At 29.8% G+C, this 21,261-nt stretch carries 23 protein-coding genes and 1 other annotated feature; of the genes, 3 read left to right on the forward strand and 20 right to left on the reverse strand.

Annotation, left to right across the window (positions count from 1 at the left end):
• Nucleotides 1-3: 3 nt before the first annotated feature.
• The 9 genes from B5S50_RS21485 to B5S50_RS04380 all read right to left on the reverse strand — a co-directional run bounded on the left by B5S50_RS21485 (nucleotide 4) and on the right by B5S50_RS04380 (nucleotide 6,538).
• Nucleotides 4-258 (reverse strand): hypothetical protein, encoded by a 255-nt coding sequence (locus B5S50_RS21485; protein WP_254306704.1) that lies wholly within the window; start codon nucleotides 256-258, stop codon nucleotides 4-6.
• A gap of 25 nt (nucleotides 259-283) precedes the next feature.
• Nucleotides 284-1,162, reverse strand: a complete 879-nt coding sequence (locus B5S50_RS04345) for a response regulator (RefSeq protein ID WP_254306705.1) — start codon at nucleotides 1,160-1,162, stop codon at nucleotides 284-286.
• Nucleotides 1,163-1,173: 11 nt separating this feature from the next.
• Complete coding sequence (cpaB, locus tag B5S50_RS04350) at nucleotides 1,174-2,139, reverse strand: Flp pilus assembly protein CpaB (RefSeq protein WP_065079558.1); 966 nt, start codon at nucleotides 2,137-2,139, stop codon at nucleotides 1,174-1,176.
• Nucleotides 2,140-2,174: 35 nt separating this feature from the next.
• Nucleotides 2,175-3,068 carry a pilus assembly protein TadG-related protein gene (locus tag B5S50_RS04355; RefSeq protein ID WP_217303204.1) on the reverse strand — a complete coding sequence of 298 codons (894 nt, stop codon included), beginning with the start codon at nucleotides 3,066-3,068 and terminating at the stop codon, nucleotides 2,175-2,177.
• A 12-nt stretch (nucleotides 3,069-3,080) separates the two neighbouring features.
• Entirely contained in the window at nucleotides 3,081-3,500 is a 420-nt protein-coding gene (locus B5S50_RS04360; RefSeq protein ID WP_083985792.1) for a TadE/TadG family type IV pilus assembly protein, read from the reverse strand.
• Nucleotides 3,501-3,566: 66 nt separating this feature from the next.
• Nucleotides 3,567-3,743 carry a Flp family type IVb pilin gene (locus B5S50_RS04365; protein ID WP_013239524.1) on the reverse strand — a complete coding sequence of 59 codons (177 nt, stop codon included), beginning with the start codon at nucleotides 3,741-3,743 and terminating at the stop codon, nucleotides 3,567-3,569.
• 318 nt (nucleotides 3,744-4,061) lie between these two features.
• Nucleotides 4,062-4,736: a response regulator transcription factor gene (locus B5S50_RS04370; protein ID WP_065079560.1), complete on the reverse strand. Its 675-nt coding sequence runs from the start codon at nucleotides 4,734-4,736 to the stop codon at nucleotides 4,062-4,064.
• Complete coding sequence (locus tag B5S50_RS04375) at nucleotides 4,717-5,898, reverse strand: sensor histidine kinase (RefSeq protein WP_207644834.1); 1,182 nt, start codon at nucleotides 5,896-5,898, stop codon at nucleotides 4,717-4,719. Before B5S50_RS04375 ends, B5S50_RS04370 begins: the two co-directional genes overlap by 20 nt.
• A 43-nt stretch (nucleotides 5,899-5,941) precedes the next feature.
• A complete protein-coding gene (locus tag B5S50_RS04380; protein WP_207644835.1) occupies nucleotides 5,942-6,538 on the reverse strand; it encodes an A24 family peptidase in 597 nt (198 codons plus the stop codon).
• A gap of 165 nt (nucleotides 6,539-6,703) precedes the next feature.
• Between B5S50_RS04380 and B5S50_RS04385 the strand changes: the two genes are divergently transcribed.
• Together B5S50_RS04385 and B5S50_RS04390 are read left to right on the forward strand one after the other, a co-directional pair.
• On the forward strand, nucleotides 6,704-7,144 hold the full coding sequence (locus B5S50_RS04385; protein WP_065079561.1) for a hypothetical protein: 441 nt from the start codon (nucleotides 6,704-6,706) through the stop codon (nucleotides 7,142-7,144).
• A 27-nt stretch (nucleotides 7,145-7,171) separates the two neighbouring features.
• Complete coding sequence (locus tag B5S50_RS04390; RefSeq protein WP_217303205.1) at nucleotides 7,172-7,600, forward strand: ferritin family protein; 429 nt, start codon at nucleotides 7,172-7,174, stop codon at nucleotides 7,598-7,600.
• Between the two features lie 167 nt (nucleotides 7,601-7,767).
• Here B5S50_RS04390 and B5S50_RS04395 read toward each other — a convergent pair whose 3' ends face one another.
• The 4 genes from B5S50_RS04395 to B5S50_RS04410 form a co-directional block, all read right to left on the reverse strand.
• Nucleotides 7,768-8,283, reverse strand: coding sequence for a tryptophan transporter (locus B5S50_RS04395; RefSeq protein ID WP_065079563.1), 516 nt, complete (start codon nucleotides 8,281-8,283; stop codon nucleotides 7,768-7,770).
• 197 nt (nucleotides 8,284-8,480) lie between these two features.
• Nucleotides 8,481-8,723, reverse strand: a binding site (T-box leader).
• Between the two features lie 68 nt (nucleotides 8,724-8,791).
• Nucleotides 8,792-9,226 (reverse strand): CBS domain-containing protein, encoded by a 435-nt coding sequence (locus B5S50_RS04400; protein ID WP_065079564.1) that lies wholly within the window; start codon nucleotides 9,224-9,226, stop codon nucleotides 8,792-8,794.
• Between the two features lie 136 nt (nucleotides 9,227-9,362).
• A complete protein-coding gene (locus tag B5S50_RS04405) occupies nucleotides 9,363-9,542 on the reverse strand; it encodes a hypothetical protein (protein WP_013239540.1) in 180 nt (59 codons plus the stop codon).
• A gap of 222 nt (nucleotides 9,543-9,764) precedes the next feature.
• Nucleotides 9,765-10,160: an HNH endonuclease gene (locus tag B5S50_RS04410; RefSeq protein WP_063554014.1), complete on the reverse strand. Its 396-nt coding sequence runs from the start codon at nucleotides 10,158-10,160 to the stop codon at nucleotides 9,765-9,767.
• 208 nt (nucleotides 10,161-10,368) lie between these two features.
• Here B5S50_RS04410 and cls point away from each other — a divergent pair, with 208 nt between their 5' ends.
• Complete coding sequence (gene cls, locus B5S50_RS04415) at nucleotides 10,369-11,799, forward strand: cardiolipin synthase (RefSeq protein ID WP_065079565.1); 1,431 nt, start codon at nucleotides 10,369-10,371, stop codon at nucleotides 11,797-11,799.
• An 81-nt stretch (nucleotides 11,800-11,880) separates the two neighbouring features.
• On the opposite strand, the gene B5S50_RS04420 is transcribed toward cls, so the two are convergent.
• From B5S50_RS04420 to B5S50_RS04450, 7 genes are all read right to left on the reverse strand, one after another.
• Nucleotides 11,881-13,881: a fructose-bisphosphatase class III gene (locus B5S50_RS04420; protein WP_065079566.1), complete on the reverse strand. Its 2,001-nt coding sequence runs from the start codon at nucleotides 13,879-13,881 to the stop codon at nucleotides 11,881-11,883.
• Between the two features lie 159 nt (nucleotides 13,882-14,040).
• Nucleotides 14,041-15,555, reverse strand: coding sequence for a phosphoglucomutase (locus B5S50_RS04425; protein WP_065079567.1), 1,515 nt, complete (start codon nucleotides 15,553-15,555; stop codon nucleotides 14,041-14,043).
• A 613-nt stretch (nucleotides 15,556-16,168) separates the two neighbouring features.
• Nucleotides 16,169-18,340 carry a heavy metal translocating P-type ATPase gene (locus tag B5S50_RS04430; protein WP_217303206.1) on the reverse strand — a complete coding sequence of 724 codons (2,172 nt, stop codon included), beginning with the start codon at nucleotides 18,338-18,340 and terminating at the stop codon, nucleotides 16,169-16,171.
• A gap of 211 nt (nucleotides 18,341-18,551) precedes the next feature.
• Entirely contained in the window at nucleotides 18,552-19,310 is a 759-nt protein-coding gene (locus tag B5S50_RS04435) for a YncE family protein (protein ID WP_065079569.1), read from the reverse strand.
• 94 nt (nucleotides 19,311-19,404) lie between these two features.
• Nucleotides 19,405-20,067, reverse strand: a complete 663-nt coding sequence (locus B5S50_RS04440; protein ID WP_217303207.1) for a murein L,D-transpeptidase family protein — start codon at nucleotides 20,065-20,067, stop codon at nucleotides 19,405-19,407.
• 50 nt (nucleotides 20,068-20,117) lie between these two features.
• Nucleotides 20,118-20,567, reverse strand: coding sequence for a hypothetical protein (locus B5S50_RS04445; protein ID WP_065079570.1), 450 nt, complete (start codon nucleotides 20,565-20,567; stop codon nucleotides 20,118-20,120).
• A 182-nt stretch (nucleotides 20,568-20,749) separates the two neighbouring features.
• Nucleotides 20,750-21,259, reverse strand: a complete 510-nt coding sequence (locus B5S50_RS04450) for a shikimate kinase (protein WP_065079571.1) — start codon at nucleotides 21,257-21,259, stop codon at nucleotides 20,750-20,752.
• Between the last annotated feature and the right edge of the window lie 2 nt (nucleotides 21,260-21,261).

Raw genomic sequence — 21,261 nt, forward strand, 5'->3', positions numbered from 1 at the left:
CTTTCAAAATGCCTTAATCAAGCTCTTACACATTTCATCCAGTGCCTTTACTACTTTTAATTTATAGTATTTGTCATCATGACATAAAGGAATCCCTTTATTTACTGAAGCAATAACAGTCTTTTCTTCATCTGGTATAAATGCAAAGACACCATCCTTAAAGGCCTCCTCCACTTCTTTTTTGTTTATTCCGTACTTTACATTAAATCTATTTATAACAAGCTTAACTTTGTTTTTATCATATCCAACGGATTCCATAACTTTAAGACCCAATTTAGTATTCTTAAGAGCTTATAATCTCCATAGTTGACACCATAAGTATTTTTTGTGCCATATCTAAAATATAAAGGGTACTATCATTAAAATTAATACCTGTGTCTACAACAATTACGTCGTATTCTTTTCTTACATCCTTCATTATTTTCTCAATAGCTTCTTTTGTTATATATTCCGCTGCTTCCGGTTTTTGAGGAGCAAAGAATATATCAAGATTATCATTATATTTATATAAATAAGGTTTTATATTTTCATAAGAATCTATTTGTCCATCCTCCACTGCATCTAAAATAGTCTTTTCACTATACTTATTAACCAGCATAGATATATCACCAAACTGTAAATCCATATCTATAAGAAGTACTTTTTTATAGGATTCCTTGCTTAAAACAATAGCTGTGTTAACCGCTAAAACTGATTTTCCCACACCACCTTTAGAACTAAAGAAAGCTATAGTTTTGGCATCTCTCACTTTTTCTGCACTTCCTGTAAGCTTTACCTGTCGTTCCCTGCACTTTTCATAAGTTGTTGTTATAGTCTCAATTAAGGTATTATAGTTAAAAGGTTTTATTATATATTCTTTAGCACCATGAAACATTGCCTTTTTTAAATACTCACTTTCAGCCTGAACAGACATAATAATTACCATTACAGAAGGGTACTCCATGGTTATCTTTTCAGTAGCTTCTAAGCCATTTAAAACAGGCATGTTAATATCCATCAAAACCACATCAGGATTTACCTTTGGTATAATTTTAAATACTTCTTCACCATTATCCGCTTCTCCTACAACTTCAATATTTTCTTTATCTAAATTCAATATTTTTTTTATTACATTTCTAGTTTCTTCAATATCATCTGCAATTAGCACTCTGATCTTATTCATTTTTCATCCCCCTACTGTCCGAGTATTGGAATTTTAATTGTCTCTCCAGTTAATATTAAATTCTCATCCTGTATATTATTTGCTTCTTTTATAATAGTATATTTGCCTTCATCTTCATAAAACTTTCTACCAATATTTTCTAAGGTATCTCCAGGTTCCACTATATAGCTTTTATAATTTTCACTACTTGTAATGTTTAAATTATTTTCTTTATTGAAAGTCTTTTCATCAGTATTAACAGACATCTCTTCCCATGTAATTCCATTTGTTTCTGTAGTTCTTTCATCTTTTAATGGTCTAAGAGCTAGCTTGATGCTTCCTATACTTTGAGCAAGTACTACCTTTTCCAAATCTGATACTTTAACTGATAGGGTTACTAAAAAATTTGTTGGTGCTTTTCCATTATCACTGCTTTTATTACTATTACTTTCTTTATTCTCTCTACTTATCTGTTTATCTACTGCTAATACCTGGATGTTCTGTAATACAATTTTTGCTTCATCTGGTCTAACTACTTTTGTTCCATCTCTCTTTTCAGATGTATACACAATGATATCCACATAATCTTTTGGTTTTAACAATCCTGAAACCCCTGAATCACCTGTAACACTAATAGAAATTGCTCTATAATCATTATCCATTTTTAAATTAAGTTCATCTCCACCCTTCTCCAAAAGTTTATCAATATGAAACCCTTCATTTTTTGAAATTGTTTGAGTTGCATATTTTCCCGCAATTTTTGAAGAATCTTTAATATAGTTATCAAAAATAGGATTATAAGGCACCTGTATCTTTTTTATCATTTTCTTATCTATAAGGGTTCCTGAAGATATTGTCTCAGCTGCTACTAAAATTGTTGTTTTTTTAGCCGCTTCACTTGACGATTTCAACGATTGTAAATATGCAAAAGCAGCCACTGCAGCTATTAGCGCTAAAATAAAAGATATCAATATCAATTTTTGTCCTCTGCTTTTCATCACTATCCTCCTTCATCCCATATCAGTAATCCTACTTATTTTGATAATTTTGCACCATATAACCCTGTGTCATTTAAATTTGTATCAACCGGACAATTTAAAACAAATCTAGCAAACCTTCCTTTAACTTCTATTTTTCCTGAATTATTAGTTACATCCTCTACATAAAACGCTGCGAATCCTACTACTAATACTGACTTTTGTCCACTTACAGCTAAAGAATCTACTAAAGGCATTATCCATAGTCTTATTGAGTCTCTTGGAAAATTATCAAAAGTGCTGTATTCAGAGTTGATATACTTTTTTATATCATTACAAGCTCCTGCCATATTACCCGGTTCAGTATCTATATAGTCACCTACTGATATTGTTCCACTGTAACCATATAGTGCATTTGCTCTAAAAACACTTTCACCAGACCCACCAAGCGAAACTGCACCATAATTTCCTGAGTATCCATCTCCTGCATCTTCTTTAAGTGTTACTAAGTCTCCATAAGAAAATTTATATACTTCTACAGCAAAAGGCCTTATCCCACCTGTTACTGATTTTGCAGGGGCAACTACAGCCTTTGTCTTAGCCTTTATATTGCTGCTGTTTATTCCTATTACTTGAGCAAATAGGTGCTTTACATTTTTAACTTCTTCTATTTGAATGCTCTTATGATCTACACCAACAGTTATTAGGGCTAGACTTGGATCTACATTATTTTTTTGAAGATAATCTACAGCTGCAGTCCTTGCCTTCATCTCATTATCAGGTAATTCAAGTACCGCTGCTAAGGCCCCTGAGTCGATTGCATTTGTTAACTTTGTCTTTTCTATATAAACCATACCTACATCAAGTACGTAAGCAGTAAACCCAAGTAATACAGTAATGAGTAAACAGGAAATAATAGCAACATTTCCTCTATCATTTAACTTCCTCATTTATATCTCTCCTCACTCAACCCTCATAGTTGTCTGTCCATTTAATACTATTACATTATTAAAAAGACTACTTATAATTGGAACAGTGAGATTATATTTATAAGTTACTTTTACAATAAGGCTATCCCCGGATCTTCTGCTACTTTCATCAGGAGTTATAGTTACTGTTAAATTCTTAGGATCTAAATTAGGAGAAGTAGCTACAATTAAATATTGAATTTCCTGATCAGTGCTGCCTATAATTCCTGCCCTTGCACCTTCTCTCGATGCATTTTCAATAGTAAGATAGGAATTTATCACCATTCCAAATTGAACTATTCCCATTACAATCAATAGAAGGATTGGAAGGATTATTGCAAATTCAACTAAAGCCTGCCCCTTTTCATTCTTTAAGTTTTTCAATATAACCACTTCCTTTTGATTAGTTTTCAAAATACTCTAACCACCTTTTTTGTGATTAGAGTACTTTGGAAAAACCTCAGCAGAACTTTTTCTATTTTATTGAAGGGCATTTATTATATCCTGAAATTTTGCAGAAATCGCTGGCCCAAGTAGTACTAATACGGCAATAACTACTATTGCTACAAGTCCTATTATTAGTGCGTACTCAACCATACCTTGTCCTTTTTCTTCTTTTAACTTATTTAAGGCATATCCTTTAAATTTTTGCAGCATATTATTCATCCCCTTTAAATTTATTTTCTTATTGATTTTATTATAAATCTACCGTCTTTAACTTGGCAGATTGCAAAAGTCACATATCATAAGTAAAAAAGTCAGAAAAAAATAGAGACCAAAGTCCCTATTTTTATCCGATTGCTACCATTGCTAACCCCCCACCTTCTTCAAAGTGGGGGATAGGCACTGCTACGCACCTGGATAAGTTCTTCTAAGGTTCAGATGGAGAAAAAGGTATTCCTTATAAGCAAACTCCACGTGAACCTAAGAATCACTTGATAAGTAATTACCCAATCACTAAAAAATACTCTATGATTAAATTTCATATTTACTTCTATAATATTCATCAATATTATTTTCTATTGCAACAATTGCGGCGTGAACTCTATCGTCTACATTTATTTTTTTAAAAAGATTTGTAGCATAATTTTTAACTGTTTTTTCAGAAATGTACAACTGCTCTCCTATTTCTTTGTTACTAAATCCTTTTGAAATTTTATCAAGCACTTCAATTTCCCTTTTTGAGAGATTATCTAAAATATTAGATGCTTTCTTTGCCTTAATTTTTATGTCAGAAAAAAGTGTGGAAACCAAAGACTTATCGATGTATTTTTCACCCTTATACACTCTTCTAATTGCTTCTGCAATATCTGTTCCAGCTGAATCTTTAAGCATATAGCCATCGGCTCCAATACTTATAGCCGTATTAAGTGTCTTTCTATCATCTTCAACAGTTAACATTATAACCTTAATTTTATTGTCCTTATCCTTTATACTTTTAAGAACCTGAATACCATCCATAATTGGCATATTACAATCCAGCACAACAACATCTAACTCATGATTATTTAAAAGTTTTAAAGCCTTCTCTCCATTTTCTGCCTCACATACAATATCCATATCCTCTTCAAAACTTATAATCCTTTTTAACCCCTGCCTTATTATATCATGATCATCGGCAATTAATATTCTAATCACCTTGTTCTTCATTCTTTATCACCTCTCGATTAATAGGAAGCTTAACAGTGTAAGTTGTGCCTACTTTCTCAGAGGATTTGATTTCAATTTCTCCCTGAAGTTGTTTTACTCTATCTAAAATTCCAATAAGTCCATAGGACGCTCCTTTAGTATTTACTCTCTTTAAAGTCTCTTCTACATTAAACCCAACACCATCATCATTTATTATTAACATTAAATATTTTGTTCCAAAATCCATTCTTACCTTTGCATGTTTTGCTTTAGAATGTTTCCTGATATTATTAAATATTTCTTGAACAATTCTATATACTGCTACTTGAATAATAGGTTCTATTTCCATTTGGATTGGCTTCATTTTTATCTTTATATCAATATTTGACTCTTTGAAAATAGTATTTGCCGTTTGATCTATAGTTTGCCTTAAACCTAAATCGTCCAAAGACATAGGCCTTAAATCAAAAATAATACTTCGAACTTCTTTTAATGCCACCTTAACACTTTCCTTTAAATCTTCTAATTCCTTAAGTCCCTCTTCCAAATTTTTTTCAATAACCATCTTACATATATCTACTTTCATAACTGCATTAGCCATATGTTGAGCCGGTCCATCGTGAATATCCCTTGCAATTCTTTTTCTTTCACTTTCCTGAGCTTCTAAAATTTTTATACCAATAAACATTTCAGAATTCTTATCTGATCCTTCTAAAGCAGAAAGAACATCACCTTCTAAATAACCCATAGCAATACTTATTTGATTAATTATCCTTTCACCATTTTCAATATTATCCATTATCTTTTTTATGGTTATTTCCAGGCTATCTCTTTCTTTTCTCAATGACTTTTCTTCATTTATCTTCGTATAAAACTTAATTCTCATATCAGATGCTGCTTCATAAGCTTCCTTAATATCATCTTCAGTATACTTATTAAAGTTTGCAGATACATGAGCCAATCTTCTTCTAGCAGCCTTATCCTGTTCTTCCAGTTTATCAACTTCATCTATAACATTAGCAATATCCTTTTTAATTTCATCTAGTTTAAGCTTTAAATCTTCGTGATCTTTTCTTATATAATCAACAATACTGAGTACCTGCCCTCTACTTGAACTTATCTCATCTATTACATTTTTGATTATTTTATTAATAGCATTAACATCCAAGTTTATATTATTCATCATATTCTCCCTTCATTTAAAGTACAACCAAACCAAATTAAATTTACATGAAAACTAATAGTGAAATAAAACTTCCTAGTGATAAAAATGGACCAAAGGGAATATAATCTTTAGTTCCTTTTACTTTAAATAATATTAAAATAATTCCAACTATCGAAGACAGTGCAAAAGCTAAAAAAATTGCCCACAAGGTTTTCTTTAATCCTAAAAAGGATCCAATAGCAAACATAAGCTTTATATCTCCACCACCCATAACATTAGGAACAAGGGATAATAAAAACATTGTTCCTCCTCCAAATATCATTCCAAGTATTGTATCTGTAAATGAACTCTTAATGAAAAAAGAAAGCATTATTCCCATAATCAAACCTATAATGACCATAAAATCAGGTATAATCCTATACTTCAGATCAATAAAAGAAATTATAACTAAAATTGATGTCATAACTATTGCCTTAGCAAGTACAATAGTAAACCCTAATCGTAAAAATAAAACTTCAAAGGATAGACTACAAATAATAGGTATAAAAATACTCCCGATTTTTTTATTATTTTCAATAATATTATATGAGATACTTTCTATTACAATATTTAGTAATATTCCTATAATGAAACCTATAGCAAAAATTAATATGTACATACTTCCCTCTTAAATAAAATTATTATTTTCTTTATTATTTGCATTGGAGGAAATATTATTATAAGTTATATTTTAACTTGAGTTTTTTGGAAAATTTAAGATAATCCCTTTACAATTAATAATAAATATTATATAATTATTATTATAAAGAGGAGATGATATGATATGGAAACTGATATAGATTTCAATTCCCTAATAACATCTGTAGAAACCTGTTGTTTAGGAAAGGAAAACTGCGGAGGTAAGTGCGATACTTCCAATTGCATTATAGGATATTGTAAAAAAGATCTACTTGCTTGTCTTAAATCTAACGAACAATTTCTAGAAAATGAAATAGAAAACATTCCTTTATTTGACACAAAAGTTTTTGATGAATCCTCTGTAATAGATACTGTTGGCTTTATACTAAATCAATGTAAAAATTGTAATGCGTATCACGATGAAGATTGTATAATAAATATTTTAAGAAGCGCCTGCGAAGTAATTTTATTTGGGAATCCAAAAGATTATAACGGTAGTGTGCTCTTATACTTGAATGATATAAAATTGGACAATTCAAAAATAGCAGACAAAATACAGGAATCTTATTTATCACATAAAAATTAATTATTTAAAAAAAGGAAGGGTATTAATATGGAATATGTAAAATTATCTTATGAAACAACTTTAGGAGATACTAAAGGAACTAATTTGGAAAGATCTGTAAAGCAAACTTTTAATGGTGAAACCAAGGAAGCAGGATTATATACTGCCATAGCACGTCAGGCTCAAAGACAGGGATATGGGGATATTGCCGAAATACTAAAAGTCCTTGCAAAAGAAGAAGTAGAGCACGCTGCAACTTGTGCAGAATTGAACAATATGATAACAGATGATTGTTTCCAGGATATAAAACAAATGCTAGAAGGAGAAATTTTTGCAAACAATTCAAAACGTGAAGATGCTCTAAAAGCAGAAGAACAAAAAATAGATGCAGCAAAAGAATTTTTCAATTCAGCTTCCAAAGATGAAGGACGACATGCCCGAATACTGGAAGGAATATTAAAAAAATATAACAAATAATATTAAATTAATAGTTAAGAATTAATAATTAATAGTTATGGATGATTTTCTTTAGCTAACCTAAAGAAAATCTAAAATGCAGCACTTATTGAAGCTTTGCTTCAATAAGTGCTGCATTTTAGATTTTTCATTAACTATTCATTTTTAATTATTAATTCTTAATTATTTTATACTTGTCTTATAGCTCCTCTTTTTAAAGCTACATTTATTATGTTAAATAAAATTGCTCCTGCTATAGTATTTATAACTGCAGCAGGTAAAACTACAGATAAGAACAATGCTGTAAAACTTGTCTTTAATCCTACTGTAAGCAATACTACCATTAAGAATGTAGAACCACTTATAATTGTACCTACAGCAGTAACTAATAGAATAGTTATTTGGTTGTTTATCCTATCTCTAAGAGGTTTTATAAGTACAAACATTATGTTTATAGTTACAAATTTGTCTATTACATTTGCAAATTGTCCACCAGGGAAAGCAGTAGTTGCGGCTGCCAGAATACCTGCTACAATACCTGCGCAGAGACAAGTTTTATATTCCCTGTTAAACACGAGTATTATAAAAAGCATTGCAAGAGAAAGATCTGGTTTCATTCCAAGTATAAGCGGTGGTGTAATCTGATGCAGCACTGCACCTATAGCAAGTAGTATAGAATTTATAATCATCTTTTTTAAGTTCATATTTACACTCTCCTTAAAATTAAATTCGAATATTCCATCTAATTTGAATATTCTTTAAATTAAAAATACAATTGATATTATCACAACTATCTATAAATAAATTTTCCTTATTTCTCTTTCACAACATAGCATACACCACCTATACTTCTTTCTAACCAACTTTATTTTTTAATAAAATAAAAAAACTCCATCCTAAAAACTAGGACGGAGATATCCGCGGTACCACCTAAATTATACTTTAAAAAGTATCTCTTTTTCAGACACTAACATGTCCTATCCATTATAACGTATGGAATACGTTAACCACTACTCTTCGCTCTGCGAATTTCAATTTACTCCTCTTAGGTCCATTCACAACATACAATAGTATTGAGATCCCACCATTCTCAACTCTCTGTAACTTTAATAATGTTGCTACTATTCCTCGTCAAAGGATTTATTTTTAAATTAAGTATATGTTATCACTTATTCTTCTTCATGTCAATAAGTATTTTCACTTTTATTTATACTATTTAACACCATAAGCTGAGTTAGCATTTTCATTAAATATTTGTCTGTAACAATAGTTTATTATGTCACTTCTTTTTATAATACCTATAAATATATCCTTATCATCTATTACAGGTACAAAATTTTGATTTACCGCAAGTGATACCAAGTCTTCCATGTTAGAATTAATTTTCACTGGTTTATTATGCATACGCCTAGAAATTTGTTTCAACAATACTTTGCTGGTATTTTTAAAATTCAAATCTGGAGTATTTTTTAGTTTCCACAACAAATCACCTTCTGTAAGGGTTCCCACGTACTTACCGCAGCTATCAATTAGTGGAATTGCTGTATATCTATGTCTTTCCATTCTTTCCAGTGCCTGTCTCATAGTTGAATTCGGAGTTTCACAAACAACTTCCTCTTTAGGTGTTAGAAAAAATGCTATATTCATATGTCTTTCTACTCCTTAATACTTTTATTTTAAATATACTATTTAAATTTGAAATTACGCAATCTTAGAATCAAATAACTTAATTACAAGGTCAATTATTAATCTTAAGAAGAAATAATAATTGACCTTCACAATACTATCTTGAACATTCGGCCTCTACTTGAAGTAACTTTTTAAGTACTTCCTCTATATCATCTTCTAATTTTTCGTCAATTTCAACATTATCGTTCTTTACAGCTTCTATAGTAAGTTTTAGCCCCTTAGTTATATTACTTATTTCCTCCAACGTTAACAGCATAAGTATATTCTCTTTCATGTTAATAACCCCCTTATCTAACTTAATCTTTTTTAGAAAGCGACTTACATCCATTATCCCTTTTAATATATCTCGTAAAATTTAAGTTAATATAAAGCGTTTATCGAGAGATAATTTTTATTAAAAAAATCTATATTTATAATAAATGATAAGTTTTTATACTTGCTCACTTATCTCTAGATATTTAACAGCATGAAACATTCATTTCAAAAGGCTGTGTTGTTAAAAGTTTCCTATAAAATCATAATATTCTTCAAGCATGTATTCTGTGTATTTCTTTTTTCCCATTAATCTATATATAACATCAAAACTTCTGTATCCTTCTTTATATAATTTATATTCCTTTAGAAGTTTTTTTAACATTCCTTTATTTATTTGTAGGAGATTAACTAATTCATCCAACGTATAAAACTCTTTGTAAAGCAATTTTTCAAGCTTTTGCTGCATTTCCACTTTATACAACAAGTCCAATTTTCTATTCTTGTGAGGTCCGCTCTTTCCTCTATGATGTTCTGAACAAAGATATTTAAAGTTCAAAGGGAAATCCACTCCTCCCTGAGATCTATAAACTATATGATGCTTATCCGCTGGTTTACCACATATTTGGCACTTTAACAATTTATTCCCTCCTAATTATATTATAGTGGATTTTTATTATATTTTATACTATTATTATAGCACAGGTTTTATCGTATTACACTTATAAAAAATTATAAAAATGTTATAATTTTCATATAAAAAGCGTATATTATCTACCTATAAAAATCAAACTATTATTATAGATAATCTACCAATTAACATAAACTTTAATGGGAGGCATTTTTTTATGCGAAATATTTTTTACTCAATTTTTGTAATAAATGCCATATTGTCCATAGCCGTTATAATGTTAGAAAGGAAAAATCCTGAAAAAACAATTGCATGGTTGTTAATTTTTATAGTTATGCCCCCTTTTGGTTTAATAGCTTACATATTTTTAGGGCGAAATTGGAAAAAACATAAACTTAACAATGAAACAAATGTAAATATAAAAGAATTAATATCTGAAGCTATTAAAAATGTAAAAGATACGACTTATACCCCTTTAATTGAACTTCTTTCTAAAAACAGTGAATCACCATTGTTTACAAACAACTCCATAAAGATATTCAAAAACGGAGCTGAAAAATTCAAATATCTTAAAAAAGAATTGCTAAATGCAAAACATCATATTCATATGGAATATTACATAATAAAAAGTGATGAAATTGGAAATGAAATAAAAGATATATTGATAAAAAAATGTTTAAGCGGTGTGGACGTACGTCTCATATTGGATAGGGTAGGCTGTATAGGACTTGATAAAAAGTATATAAATGATTTAAAAAGTGCTGGAGTTAACGTGGTCCAATATTCTTACTTCCTAGCACCAATTTTGAAGTACATAAATACTCAGATAAACTATAGAAATCACAGAAAAATAGTAGTTATTGATGGTAAAGTAGGTTTTGTAGGCGGCATAAATATAGGGAATGAATATATAGGAAAGAGTAAATATGGATACTGGAGAGATACTCATATAATGGTAAAAGGTGATTTTGTCTTAGGACTTCAGGCAGTCTTCATAGATGACTTTGTCACAATAAAATCTGCCAATAAAGAATATTTCTTTTATGATGGAAACTTTAAAGAAATATTCCCTGAAATTCCATCATACAGAAACTGCAATAAAATAATGCAGCTGGTAAAGAGTGGTCCAGATTCTGAATTTCCAGCTATTGAACAAGCCGTTTTAAAGATGATTGGTATGGCAAAGGATCATATTTACATTACAACTCCTTACTTCATACCTACTGAAAGTATATTAAATGCACTTAAAATCGCCTCTTTAAGCGGTATAGATGTACGTATACTATTTCCGGGGAGATATGATCATATATTGGTGTACTATGCCTCAAGAACCTATCTAGCAGATTTAACTAAAAGTGGTGTTAATGTTTATTTCTATAACAAAAATTGTTTTATTCACTCTAAAACCACATCTATAGATGGTAAAATATGTACTATAGGTACTGCTAATATGGACATAAGAAGCTATCAATTAAATTATGAAATAAATGCAATGATATATGATGAGGATACCACCGTTGAACTTGAAGATTTATTTTTCCATGATCTTAAAAACAGCAAGATAGCTAGTGCCAAATACTTTGATAATTTATCTCTTTTTACTAAATTTTTTGAAGCTTTTTGCAAAATATTTTCTTCATTATTATAGCCTAAAATTTAAAAACATATATACACATCAAAAGGGCTTACACACTAATTAATTAGCGCAACAAAGCCCCTATTGATAATTTCATTCAATTTGATTGCTATCTTCTTTAATTAATCCCTTTCTATATGCTATTAAGAGCTTTTCCAAATCAGCTATCTGTTTTTTTAGCTCTTTTCCTATGTCTGTATCTTCTACCCTTTTTCTCTTAGTTACATGTTCCAAAATCACCGTAGAAGATAAAATATCTTTGTCCTCTTCTATAGCATTTTTTATAGCACCAAACGGTTCATGAGAAGTCAGCAATAGTCCATAAGAATTATATATTAAAGTATAGCCTGCAATTCCAGTTTCAGGCTGATATGCCTTACAAAATCCCCCATCTATCACAAGGAGTTTCCCATTTGCCTTTATAGGACTTTCGCCTTCCTTAGTTTTTACTGGAATATGGCCATTTATAATATGAGAGCTTTCGGGTGGCAAATTAAATTCTGCCAGTATATTCTTGCACACATTCTCATCATCCCTATATTGGTAATAATAATTTTTCTTTTCATAGTGTGCTAGCTTATCATCAATAAAATATCTTTCAAAAGTTGTCATTCGAACTTTTCCAAATACAGGTGAATCCTCTCCACACCACATATACCACATCATATCCATACCATATTTTTTATTATTAGTATTACTTTTAAAGAAAAAAGCATCTCTCGCTAGACGGTCGTACCTATCTAAAAGTTCTCTACCGCTGTAGCTTATTTTTCCTATTTTCACTTCTCTAAAACTACCATCTTTATTCAACGGAATACACCCGTGATATAAAAGATTTGAATTATATACCAGGTATATACTCCCTTTACCATATAAGAATTTAATATGTCTTTGAAGTTTCTCACTGTTTACAAAAGAACTAGTCAACTTTTCAATTAATTCTTGTTCCCTATCTGTAAGTTTATATGGGTCATTCCAATCTATAGTAGGAAACTTGCTATCATTTAACTTATAATTATGACCATATATATCTATTTCCCATTTTTCTGTATCTATTTTATCAAGTAAAAGTCTATCATCCATCTTAAATTCAGGATGCCTTTTTATTATTTCAGCCTCTAATTTAAATTGCATTATAGCTATGGACTTGTGCATTTTTGCCAGTAAATTAAGTTCATTTTTACTTATATCCTTGTTTAAAGTCTTAGGAATAAAATTCTTACAAGGATCATCACTATAAAATTCAAGGGCAAAAGTAGCAAGAGGAAGTAAGTTTATTCCATATCCATCTTCAATAGTATGCAAATTAGCATATCTAAGTGATATTCTAAGCACATTAGCTATACAAGCTTCACATCCAGCTGCCGCCCCCATCCAGAGCATATCATGATTTCCCCATTGAATATCCACAGAATGATGTTTCATAAGAGCATCCATTATAATTTCAGCTCCTGGTCCCCTGTCATATATATCTCCTATTATATGAAGCCTGTCTACAACTAACCTCTGTATTACATTTGATATAGCTATAATAAATTCAGGTGCACGATTTATATCTATTATAGTTTTTATTATACCGTTATAATACGCTTGTTTATCTACCTTATCATCCTGATCGTGAAGCAGTTCTTCTATTATATATGAAAAATCCGATGGAAGTGCTTTCCTCACTTTAGATCGAGTATATTTTGAAGATACATTCTTACACAATTCAATTAATTGATATAAAGTTATCCTATACCATTCTTCCAAATTGTGTTCTTTTTCCTTAATTAATTCTATTTTTCTCTCAGGGTAATATACAAGGGTTGCCAGTGATGCCTTCTGTTCTTCTCTCAATGAATTTCCAAACACATCATCAATTTTCCTCTTTATTACACCAGATGCATTTCTAAGCATATGGGTAAAAGATTCATATTCTCCATGAATGTCACTTATAAAGTGTTCTGTAGCTTTTGGTAAATTCAATATAGACTGAAGATTTATAATTTCCGTACTGGCGCTAGATATTGTGGGATATTCTCTAGATAATAATTGAAGATATCTTAAATCTTTTTCTATTATATCTAAATTATTCTCATCATAGAAAATCATGGTCATTTTCTCCTTTTTAATATATACAATTTTAATTTATACAATTTATTTAATTTATGAAAGCAATAATGATATACTATATAATATATTATAGTATATCATTATTAACATGTATAGTACAAATTGTATATTTAGTATAGCATATAATAACACATTTCCCTATTTAAAACTACTAATATTAAGCTCATTATAGTTTATTAAAAAGTTCTTTAAATTATCCATAATCACTTTTATTCCATCTTTGGAATCCGACTCTATATTCAAACACAATACTGGTTCATGAAGGGAAATCCTAAGAAGGAACCATCCATCTCCATTAAGTTTATTACAATTTACCCTAACTCCTTCATAATTATTAGGTGCTTCATTCCATCCATTGATTTTTTCTACATAGTTCTTTAAATCATCCAATATTTTATATCCATAATCTTTAAAATTACTGTTTAAAATATTAAATCTAAACTCTAAACTTTCAGGTGAAATTTTTAGACTTTTTATTAAGTCCTCTATACTTTTACCTTGTTTATGAAGTTTGGCCATTTTTACTAGTATTTTAGATATCAAATAAGCTCCATCATCTAAAAAGTAATTTTCTTTAAGTGCTGCATGTCCTGAAGTTTCAATAGCCAAGTAGCATTTTTCTCCCTGCTCATTTAGTCTTATTCCTTCATTTATTACATTTCTATAACCTCTTTTGAATCTATGATGTTTTCCACCTAAATTTTCAATAAATTCACTTAATCCATTTGAAGTTACAGAATCAGTTACTATAGTGCTGCCTGGATGTTCCTCTAAAATTATAGAAGATATTAAAGCTATTAGGGAATTTCTATTTATCTCCATACCTCCAGCATCTACAATAGCTGCCCTATCTACATCTGCATCAAATACTATACCAAGATCTGCTTTATTTTCAAGTACTGCCTTTCTAATGGAATCCATAGCTTCTTTTGCTTCAGGATTAGGAATATGATTTGGAAATCTTCCATCTGGATTAATAAACTGACTTCCTTCAACTTCTGCGCCTAATTTTTTTAGAACTTTACTTGCAAAAAAGCCCCCTGCTCCATTACCTGCATCTACAATAATCTTAAACTTAGAAAGAGGCATTTCGTAATTTTCATTTGAATTTATACCTTTCCTAATTTTTTCAACTAATAAACTTGAATATGTGTCAATGAAGTCAACTTTAGAAATTTCTCCTTTATACGAAGGATATTTAAAGTCTTTCTCCACTGCACTATCTAATATGTATTTTATATTCTCTTTTTCACATCCACCATTTTCAGTGAAAAATTTTAATCCATTGTGATAATAAGGCAAATGGCTTGCAGTTATCATAATAGATCCATCGCATTTATAATCTTCCAGTACAGTAGTCATAAACATAGCTGGGGTAGTGCAAAGTCCGCAGTCATATACACTGCATCCCAAATTTACAAGTTCATTTAAAATAACTTCTTTAATTTCAGGTCCTGACAGTCTGGAATCCATGCCTACTGCAATTTTTATTTTTTCTTTTTTTATATTTTTTTTGTCTTTAAGCCATTTTACAAACCCACCTGCTATGGCCTTTACTTCTACAGTAGTCAAATTAACTTTCTTTTCAGGATTTTCAATTGCAATTCCCCTTATATCAGTACCATTTTGTAATTTATGTAATTCTTCTATCATGTTCTTCCCCCTATTTTTCTAAAGTTTATATGTAAAATCCCTAAATAAAAATATCACATATGTATCCTAAGTAAAATTTGAGATTATCCTCATAAATATACTGAAGTATGTTTCAACTTAGAATCTCCATATTAATTATATAATAAATGTTTTCCTATAGGTACAATTTATATTCATTTCATAATTAAAGCTCAAACATAAACAGAGTTCTTGGTTTCAGGTGGAGTTTTTTCTCCATCTGAAACTTAGAAATCGTTATCCAGGGGCGTAGCAGCCGTTTATCCCACACTTTATAAGAAGATGGGGTATTACGGCTGGTAGCCATCGAATAAATAGTTTCTCTAACAAAAAAATAAACTTATACTTGAGGATATGCTGCCAAAATTGAAATCACATTTTAAAACTTTTTATTAAGTCTTAGCTCAGTATTTTAGAAAATCTTAGAAGTTTATATATGTTTGAGGTACGAGTTTATATGAACTTCTTTAGATTTTCAAAATACTGAGCTTTAGACTTATAAAAAGTTTTTATAGTGATGAGATTTGGCATTATATCCGGTAGCATAAGTTTATTTTTTGTTTAGAAACTCTATTACTCATGTTTATTTTAATCCTTAAGCTTTTTCTACTTTCATTGCCCTCATAGAATTTAATACTGCTATAAGAGCTACCCCTACATCTCCAAAAACTGCTTCCCACATATTAGCTATTCCCACAGCTCCTAGAACTAAAATCACCAGTTTTACTCCAAGGGCAAATACTATATTTTGGGATACTATTTTTTTAGTTCTCTTAGCTATTTTAATGGCAGTTACTATTTTTGAAGGTTCATCTGTCATAATAACTACGTCTGCAGCTTCAATAGCAGCATCTGAACCAATACCGCCCATAGCAATTCCAACATCTGCTCTTGCAAGCACAGGAGCATCATTTATTCCGTCTCCTACAAAAATCATTTTTCTATTAGAAGACTTTTCGGCAATTATATCATTTAATTTTTCTACTTTTTCATCTGGAAGAAGCTGTGCATGAACCTCATCCAATCCTAATTTATATCCTATTGCTTCTCCAATTTTTTTATTATCTCCCGTAAGCATAACTGTTTTCCTTATTCCCATGTCTTTTAACATTTTAATTGCATCTTTAGAATCTTCTTTTACTTCATCAGATATTACTATATAACCCATGTAAATTTTATCGAGCGCAACATGAATTACAGTTCCAACAACTTCTGACATATCATAATTTATTTTTTCTTTTTCCATAAGTCTGGAATTTCCTGCAATAATTTCTCTTCCATCTACCGCTGCTTTAATACCCTCGCCTGAAATCTCAGCATAATCCTTTATTAAATTTCTATCTATATTTTGATTGTACTGTTTCACTATAGACAAAGCTATAGGATGATTAGAATAAGATTCTACAAAAGCTGCATACTTTAAAACATCTTCATCTGTAAAATCATTAAAAGCTTTTACCTGAGTAACTTTAAATATTCCTTTAGTAAGTGTTCCTGTCTTATCAAAGACTACTGTATCTATGCTATTTAAAGCTTCAAGGTAATTTCCACCTTTTACAAGAATCCCATTTTTAGAAGCAGCTCCTATTCCTCCAAAGAATCCAAGGGGTACTGAAATAACTAGTGCACAAGGGCAAGAAACTACTAAAAATACAAGAGCCCTATAAATCCATTTAGAAAAACTTTCCCCTTCCATTAAAAGTGGTGGCAACAAAGCTAGTCCTATTGCAAATGCCACAACTGCAGGCGTATAGTATCTAGCAAACTTTGTAATAAAATTTTCCGTAGGCGCTTTTTTACTGCTGGCATTTTCAACTAAATCCAATATTTTAGCCACAGTAGATTCTTTAAAACTTTTAGTTACCTTCAAAGTTAAAACTCCATTTTTATTTATATATCCACCAAGCACTATATCCTTGTATCCTACTTCTTTTGGAAGAGATTCTCCCGTTAATGCAGAGGTATCTATCATAGATTTGCCTTCTATAATTTCTCCATCCAAAGGTATTTTTTCACCTGGTTTTACTAAAATAAACTCACCTATATTTACATCTTCAGGATTCATCTTTTTTAATCCTGATTCAGTCTTTACATTTGCAAATTCAGGTTTTATATCCATAAGGGCAGCTATAGATTTTCTTGAATTATTTATTGCCCTATCTTGAAAATATTCACCTATTTTATAAAAAAGCATAACTGCGACAGCCTCAGGAAACTGTCCAATTATAAAAGCGCCTATACTTGCAATACACATTAAAAAATTTTCATCAAATACCTGTCCCCGGAAAATATTTTTAACTGCTTTCCAGAGTACATCCTTTCCAATCGCAATATAACTTAAAAGAAAAAGTGTAAATTCAATTTCAAATGCAAATTTAAATATTACAGCAGCAGCATAAATAAAAACTCCAATTACTGCAATTATATATCCCACTTTCCTATTTTTTTCCTTAGGTAAATCCTGAATTTTTCTTGATTTTTCATTAACTTCATATATAACTTTTACATCTGGTTCTAACCTTTTAACTATAGATTTTATATTTTCCACAACGTTATTAAATTTTTTTCCATCGTACAACTCGAATTTAAGCTTTTTAGACAAAAAATCCACAGAAGCATTCTTTATTTCAGGCATTTCATTAATTTTGTTTTCTATTTTTGCAGCACAGTGTGCACAATCAAGTCCTTCGAGAATAAATTCTTTTTTAATATAATTATTTTTTAATTTTCTATTATCTTGTAATTTTACTTCCATAGTATTGTTCATTCTAATCCACCTCCCGGTATCTAATAACATATGTTCATGTGTTCATATGTTTATGCTTTAAGTATAATTTAATTTGCTTTTCTTGTCAACAAAATTTATTTGATGCCTACCTAAAGTAGACTCCCGCTTAACTTAATAATCAATGCAAATAAGGCATATGAAAAAATAAACTAGTTATCTTTTCATATGCCCAAAACTTTTAAATACAAATTCAATTATATATTTTGGTAGGTTTATCATCCAAATCTATTTTTTCGATATTTTCTGTATTTGGATTCACAAGAGCCACAGCTTTTTCTCTGCTTAAAGTTACCATAACATTCCCATTAGCTTTATCTATAGTAACATCAGTAGGATATCTACCTACTCTTATTTTTTTTACACTTTTAAAATTTCTCATATCCACTACACTTAAAGTATCTTCTCCTGTATTTGCAACATAACAATATCTTCCATCATAAGATATACAAAAGTTCTTAGGTTTCCTTCCTACAGCTATAGATTGAAGTACGGTGTAATTTTGAAAATCTATTAAAGACATATCATTGCTTTCTTTATTTGCTACAAGTGCATATTTTTTGTCTGGAGTAAATGAAATTTTTGAAGGATGTTTGCCTACCTCTAACTTTTTTAAAAGCTTATCATCCTTAATCTGATAAAATAACAAAAATCCTGTATCATCCTCATCTTTAGAACTAGAGACAACTACTACTAGGATTTTACCATCTGGTGAAATTTGAATGTCCTCTGGTTTACCCTCCACATTAATTTTACTTATAATTTGATTTGTAACCGTGTCAATCTTACATATGGTTTTATCGCCTGTGATTACAAAATAATAGGATCTATATTCCTCCAAATCTTTAGCCATAGAATTTGACTTATACTGCATTATTATAAATCCACTGCTTAAAAAAAGTACTACTAAAAACAAAATAAAAAAAACTTTAAACCATTTCTGATGAGTCATAGGTACCACCTCATATATGTTTTCTTTATTTTATTTTGCACCTTTTTTACCATATATATTCTTATTTATAACAAATTTTCAATTTTTAATATATTTATTTATATATTTCTACTGTAGTTTTAAGTCCAACATATTCTTTTAGTATATCCATATCTTTATTAGATAGAGCAATACACCCATAAGTCCAGTCGTATTTAGAGCCACCACCATGTATTCCTATTTCCCCTCCAAGTGAAGTATGCCAAGGCGGCTGTTCTTTATTATTTATAGCCCATTCTATTCTGTCATAATTAATTTTACCTATGACTTTCTTATCTAAAGCTTCTTTAGCATCATCTATATTTGGATAACTTATTCCAAAAAAATAATCATATTTACTTTTAGGATTTGTATAACATATGTAATAGATTCCTTCTGGGGTTTTTAAATCTCCTTCTTTTTCCTTTTTACCTGAGGGAACTCTTCCAAGTCCAACTTTAAACCTTCCAATCAATTCATTATCTCCATAAAGCTCCATTGTCCTTTTTCCCTTATAAATTTTTATTGAAGTTTTTTCTGGTTTTTGCTTTGGAGCTTGAAAAAACAACTTTCCTTTCTCCGCCTGTATGTCTTTTTGGGCTGTGCTATTCTTAGCTGAAATATTTTTAAATTCATTTTGCTTAATATATCTTTTTATAGATAACCCAGAAATAGTTGCTATTACAACTGTGCCAAAAACCAGAAATAACAATGGGAAAATTATGTGCTTCTTTTTCATAATCATCACTTACCTTTTGTAGTATTTTTATTATATTTTACATTAATTTATCAATCTATGCCAATTATACTCTTAATCCATTCTATTATATTTTTATTTTTCTTGTCCACTTTTTTATACTGCTCCACTCTTTGATTATATACTTTAAACTTATCGTTATAATTTTTCATGTCTGTATTATATTGTTCAAGTTGAGTATTATATGCTATAACTGCATTATTCCACTTACTGGTTTCTCCTTGAGACTTTGTAGAATCTACCTGACTCTTCAATTTTTCTAAACCATTTTGCTCTTTTTGGAGGTTATTTTTTAAATTTTGAACTTCATTTTGACTTTGCTGAATACTTAAATACATTTCTTTAGTTGTACTATTACTGGCTGAATACTCCCTGCTAGACCTTATATCTACAAATGCTGCTATGCAAACAACTAAAAGTATTATAATTATGATAGAAATTTCAAGCAAAATAGATTTTAACTTTGATTTTAGTCTTTCCACAGCTATCCTCTCCTACCTTAAAATAGAAAAATACTATTAAGTATATAATACACCGTACATATTATAATATTATTGGCAAGGCGAAGAATATGCTAAAAAGCTGACGACAAAATCTCTTTGCCTTCAGCTTTTTACTACAAAATCATATATAGATAAATACTAAATACTTGTTTTAGTATTTATTAAATGTATTCATTACAAGATTTAACTATATCATCAACTATTGTTTCAAGATTTAGTATATTGTGAACTGAAAAATCACAATACGCTTTGTAGATATCATATCTTTCATTATAAATTTTTTCTATTTCTTTAATTCCTTTTTTTAAAAGAGGTCTCCCTGATATGTCAACATCAGAAATTATATTCTCTAAAGGTCTATCTATAAAAACTACAATTCCGTTTTTTTTCAAATTTTGTATATTACACTTCTTTTTTATCACCCCACCTCCTGTAGCTATTATAATATTTTTTTCTACACTTACTTTCTCTACTGCTTTTGATTCTAATTTTCTAAAATACTCTTCTCCATTTTTAAATATATCTGGAATACTGCATCCGTTTTCTAATTCTATATAATCATCTAAATCTATACATTTTCTATTTAATCTAGAGGCTAAAAGATTACCTAAAGTAGTTTTCCCTGATCCAGGCATACCTATAAGAACTATGTTTTTAGTCTCTGTATCCATAA

It is taken from the genome of Clostridium sp. 001, assembly GCF_019056555.1.
GTDB lineage: Bacteria > Bacillota > Clostridia > Clostridiales > Clostridiaceae > Clostridium_B > Clostridium_B ragsdalei.

What these genes read in the sequence shown, in the direction of transcription:
- B5S50_RS21485 (WP_254306704.1), bottom strand. Translation starts at nt 258, where the DNA reads ATGGAATCCGTTGGATATGATAAAAACAAAGTTAAGCTTGTTATAAAT.
- B5S50_RS04345 (WP_254306705.1), bottom strand. Translation starts at nt 1,162, where the DNA reads ATGAATAAGATCAGAGTGCTAATTGCAGATGATATTGAAGAAACTAGA.
- cpaB (WP_065079558.1), bottom strand. Translation starts at nt 2,139, where the DNA reads ATGAAAAGCAGAGGACAAAAATTGATATTGATATCTTTTATTTTAGCG.
- B5S50_RS04355 (WP_217303204.1), bottom strand. Translation starts at nt 3,068, where the DNA reads ATGAGGAAGTTAAATGATAGAGGAAATGTTGCTATTATTTCCTGTTTA.
- B5S50_RS04365 (WP_013239524.1), bottom strand. Translation starts at nt 3,743, where the DNA reads ATGCTGCAAAAATTTAAAGGATATGCCTTAAATAAGTTAAAAGAAGAA.
- B5S50_RS04370 (WP_065079560.1), bottom strand. Translation starts at nt 4,736, where the DNA reads ATGAAGAACAAGGTGATTAGAATATTAATTGCCGATGATCATGATATA.
- B5S50_RS04375 (WP_207644834.1), bottom strand. Translation starts at nt 5,898, where the DNA reads ATGAATAATATAAACTTGGATGTTAATGCTATTAATAAAATAATCAAA.
- B5S50_RS04380 (WP_207644835.1), bottom strand. Translation starts at nt 6,538, where the DNA reads ATGTACATATTAATTTTTGCTATAGGTTTCATTATAGGAATATTACTA.
- B5S50_RS04385 (WP_065079561.1), top strand. Translation starts at nt 6,704, where the DNA reads ATGGAAACTGATATAGATTTCAATTCCCTAATAACATCTGTAGAAACC.
- B5S50_RS04390 (WP_217303205.1), top strand. Translation starts at nt 7,172, where the DNA reads ATGGAATATGTAAAATTATCTTATGAAACAACTTTAGGAGATACTAAA.
- B5S50_RS04395 (WP_065079563.1), bottom strand. Translation starts at nt 8,283, where the DNA reads ATGAACTTAAAAAAGATGATTATAAATTCTATACTACTTGCTATAGGT.
- B5S50_RS04400 (WP_065079564.1), bottom strand. Translation starts at nt 9,226, where the DNA reads ATGAATATAGCATTTTTTCTAACACCTAAAGAGGAAGTTGTTTGTGAA.
- B5S50_RS04405 (WP_013239540.1), bottom strand. Translation starts at nt 9,542, where the DNA reads ATGAAAGAGAATATACTTATGCTGTTAACGTTGGAGGAAATAAGTAAT.
- cls (WP_065079565.1), top strand. Translation starts at nt 10,369, where the DNA reads ATGCGAAATATTTTTTACTCAATTTTTGTAATAAATGCCATATTGTCC.
- B5S50_RS04420 (WP_065079566.1), bottom strand. Translation starts at nt 13,881, where the DNA reads ATGATTTTCTATGATGAGAATAATTTAGATATAATAGAAAAAGATTTA.
- B5S50_RS04425 (WP_065079567.1), bottom strand. Translation starts at nt 15,555, where the DNA reads ATGATAGAAGAATTACATAAATTACAAAATGGTACTGATATAAGGGGA.
- B5S50_RS04430 (WP_217303206.1), bottom strand. Translation starts at nt 18,340, where the DNA reads ATGAACAATACTATGGAAGTAAAATTACAAGATAATAGAAAATTAAAA.
- B5S50_RS04435 (WP_065079569.1), bottom strand. Translation starts at nt 19,310, where the DNA reads ATGACTCATCAGAAATGGTTTAAAGTTTTTTTTATTTTGTTTTTAGTA.
- B5S50_RS04440 (WP_217303207.1), bottom strand. Translation starts at nt 20,067, where the DNA reads ATGAAAAAGAAGCACATAATTTTCCCATTGTTATTTCTGGTTTTTGGC.
- B5S50_RS04450 (WP_065079571.1), bottom strand. Translation starts at nt 21,259, where the DNA reads ATGGATACAGAGACTAAAAACATAGTTCTTATAGGTATGCCTGGATCA.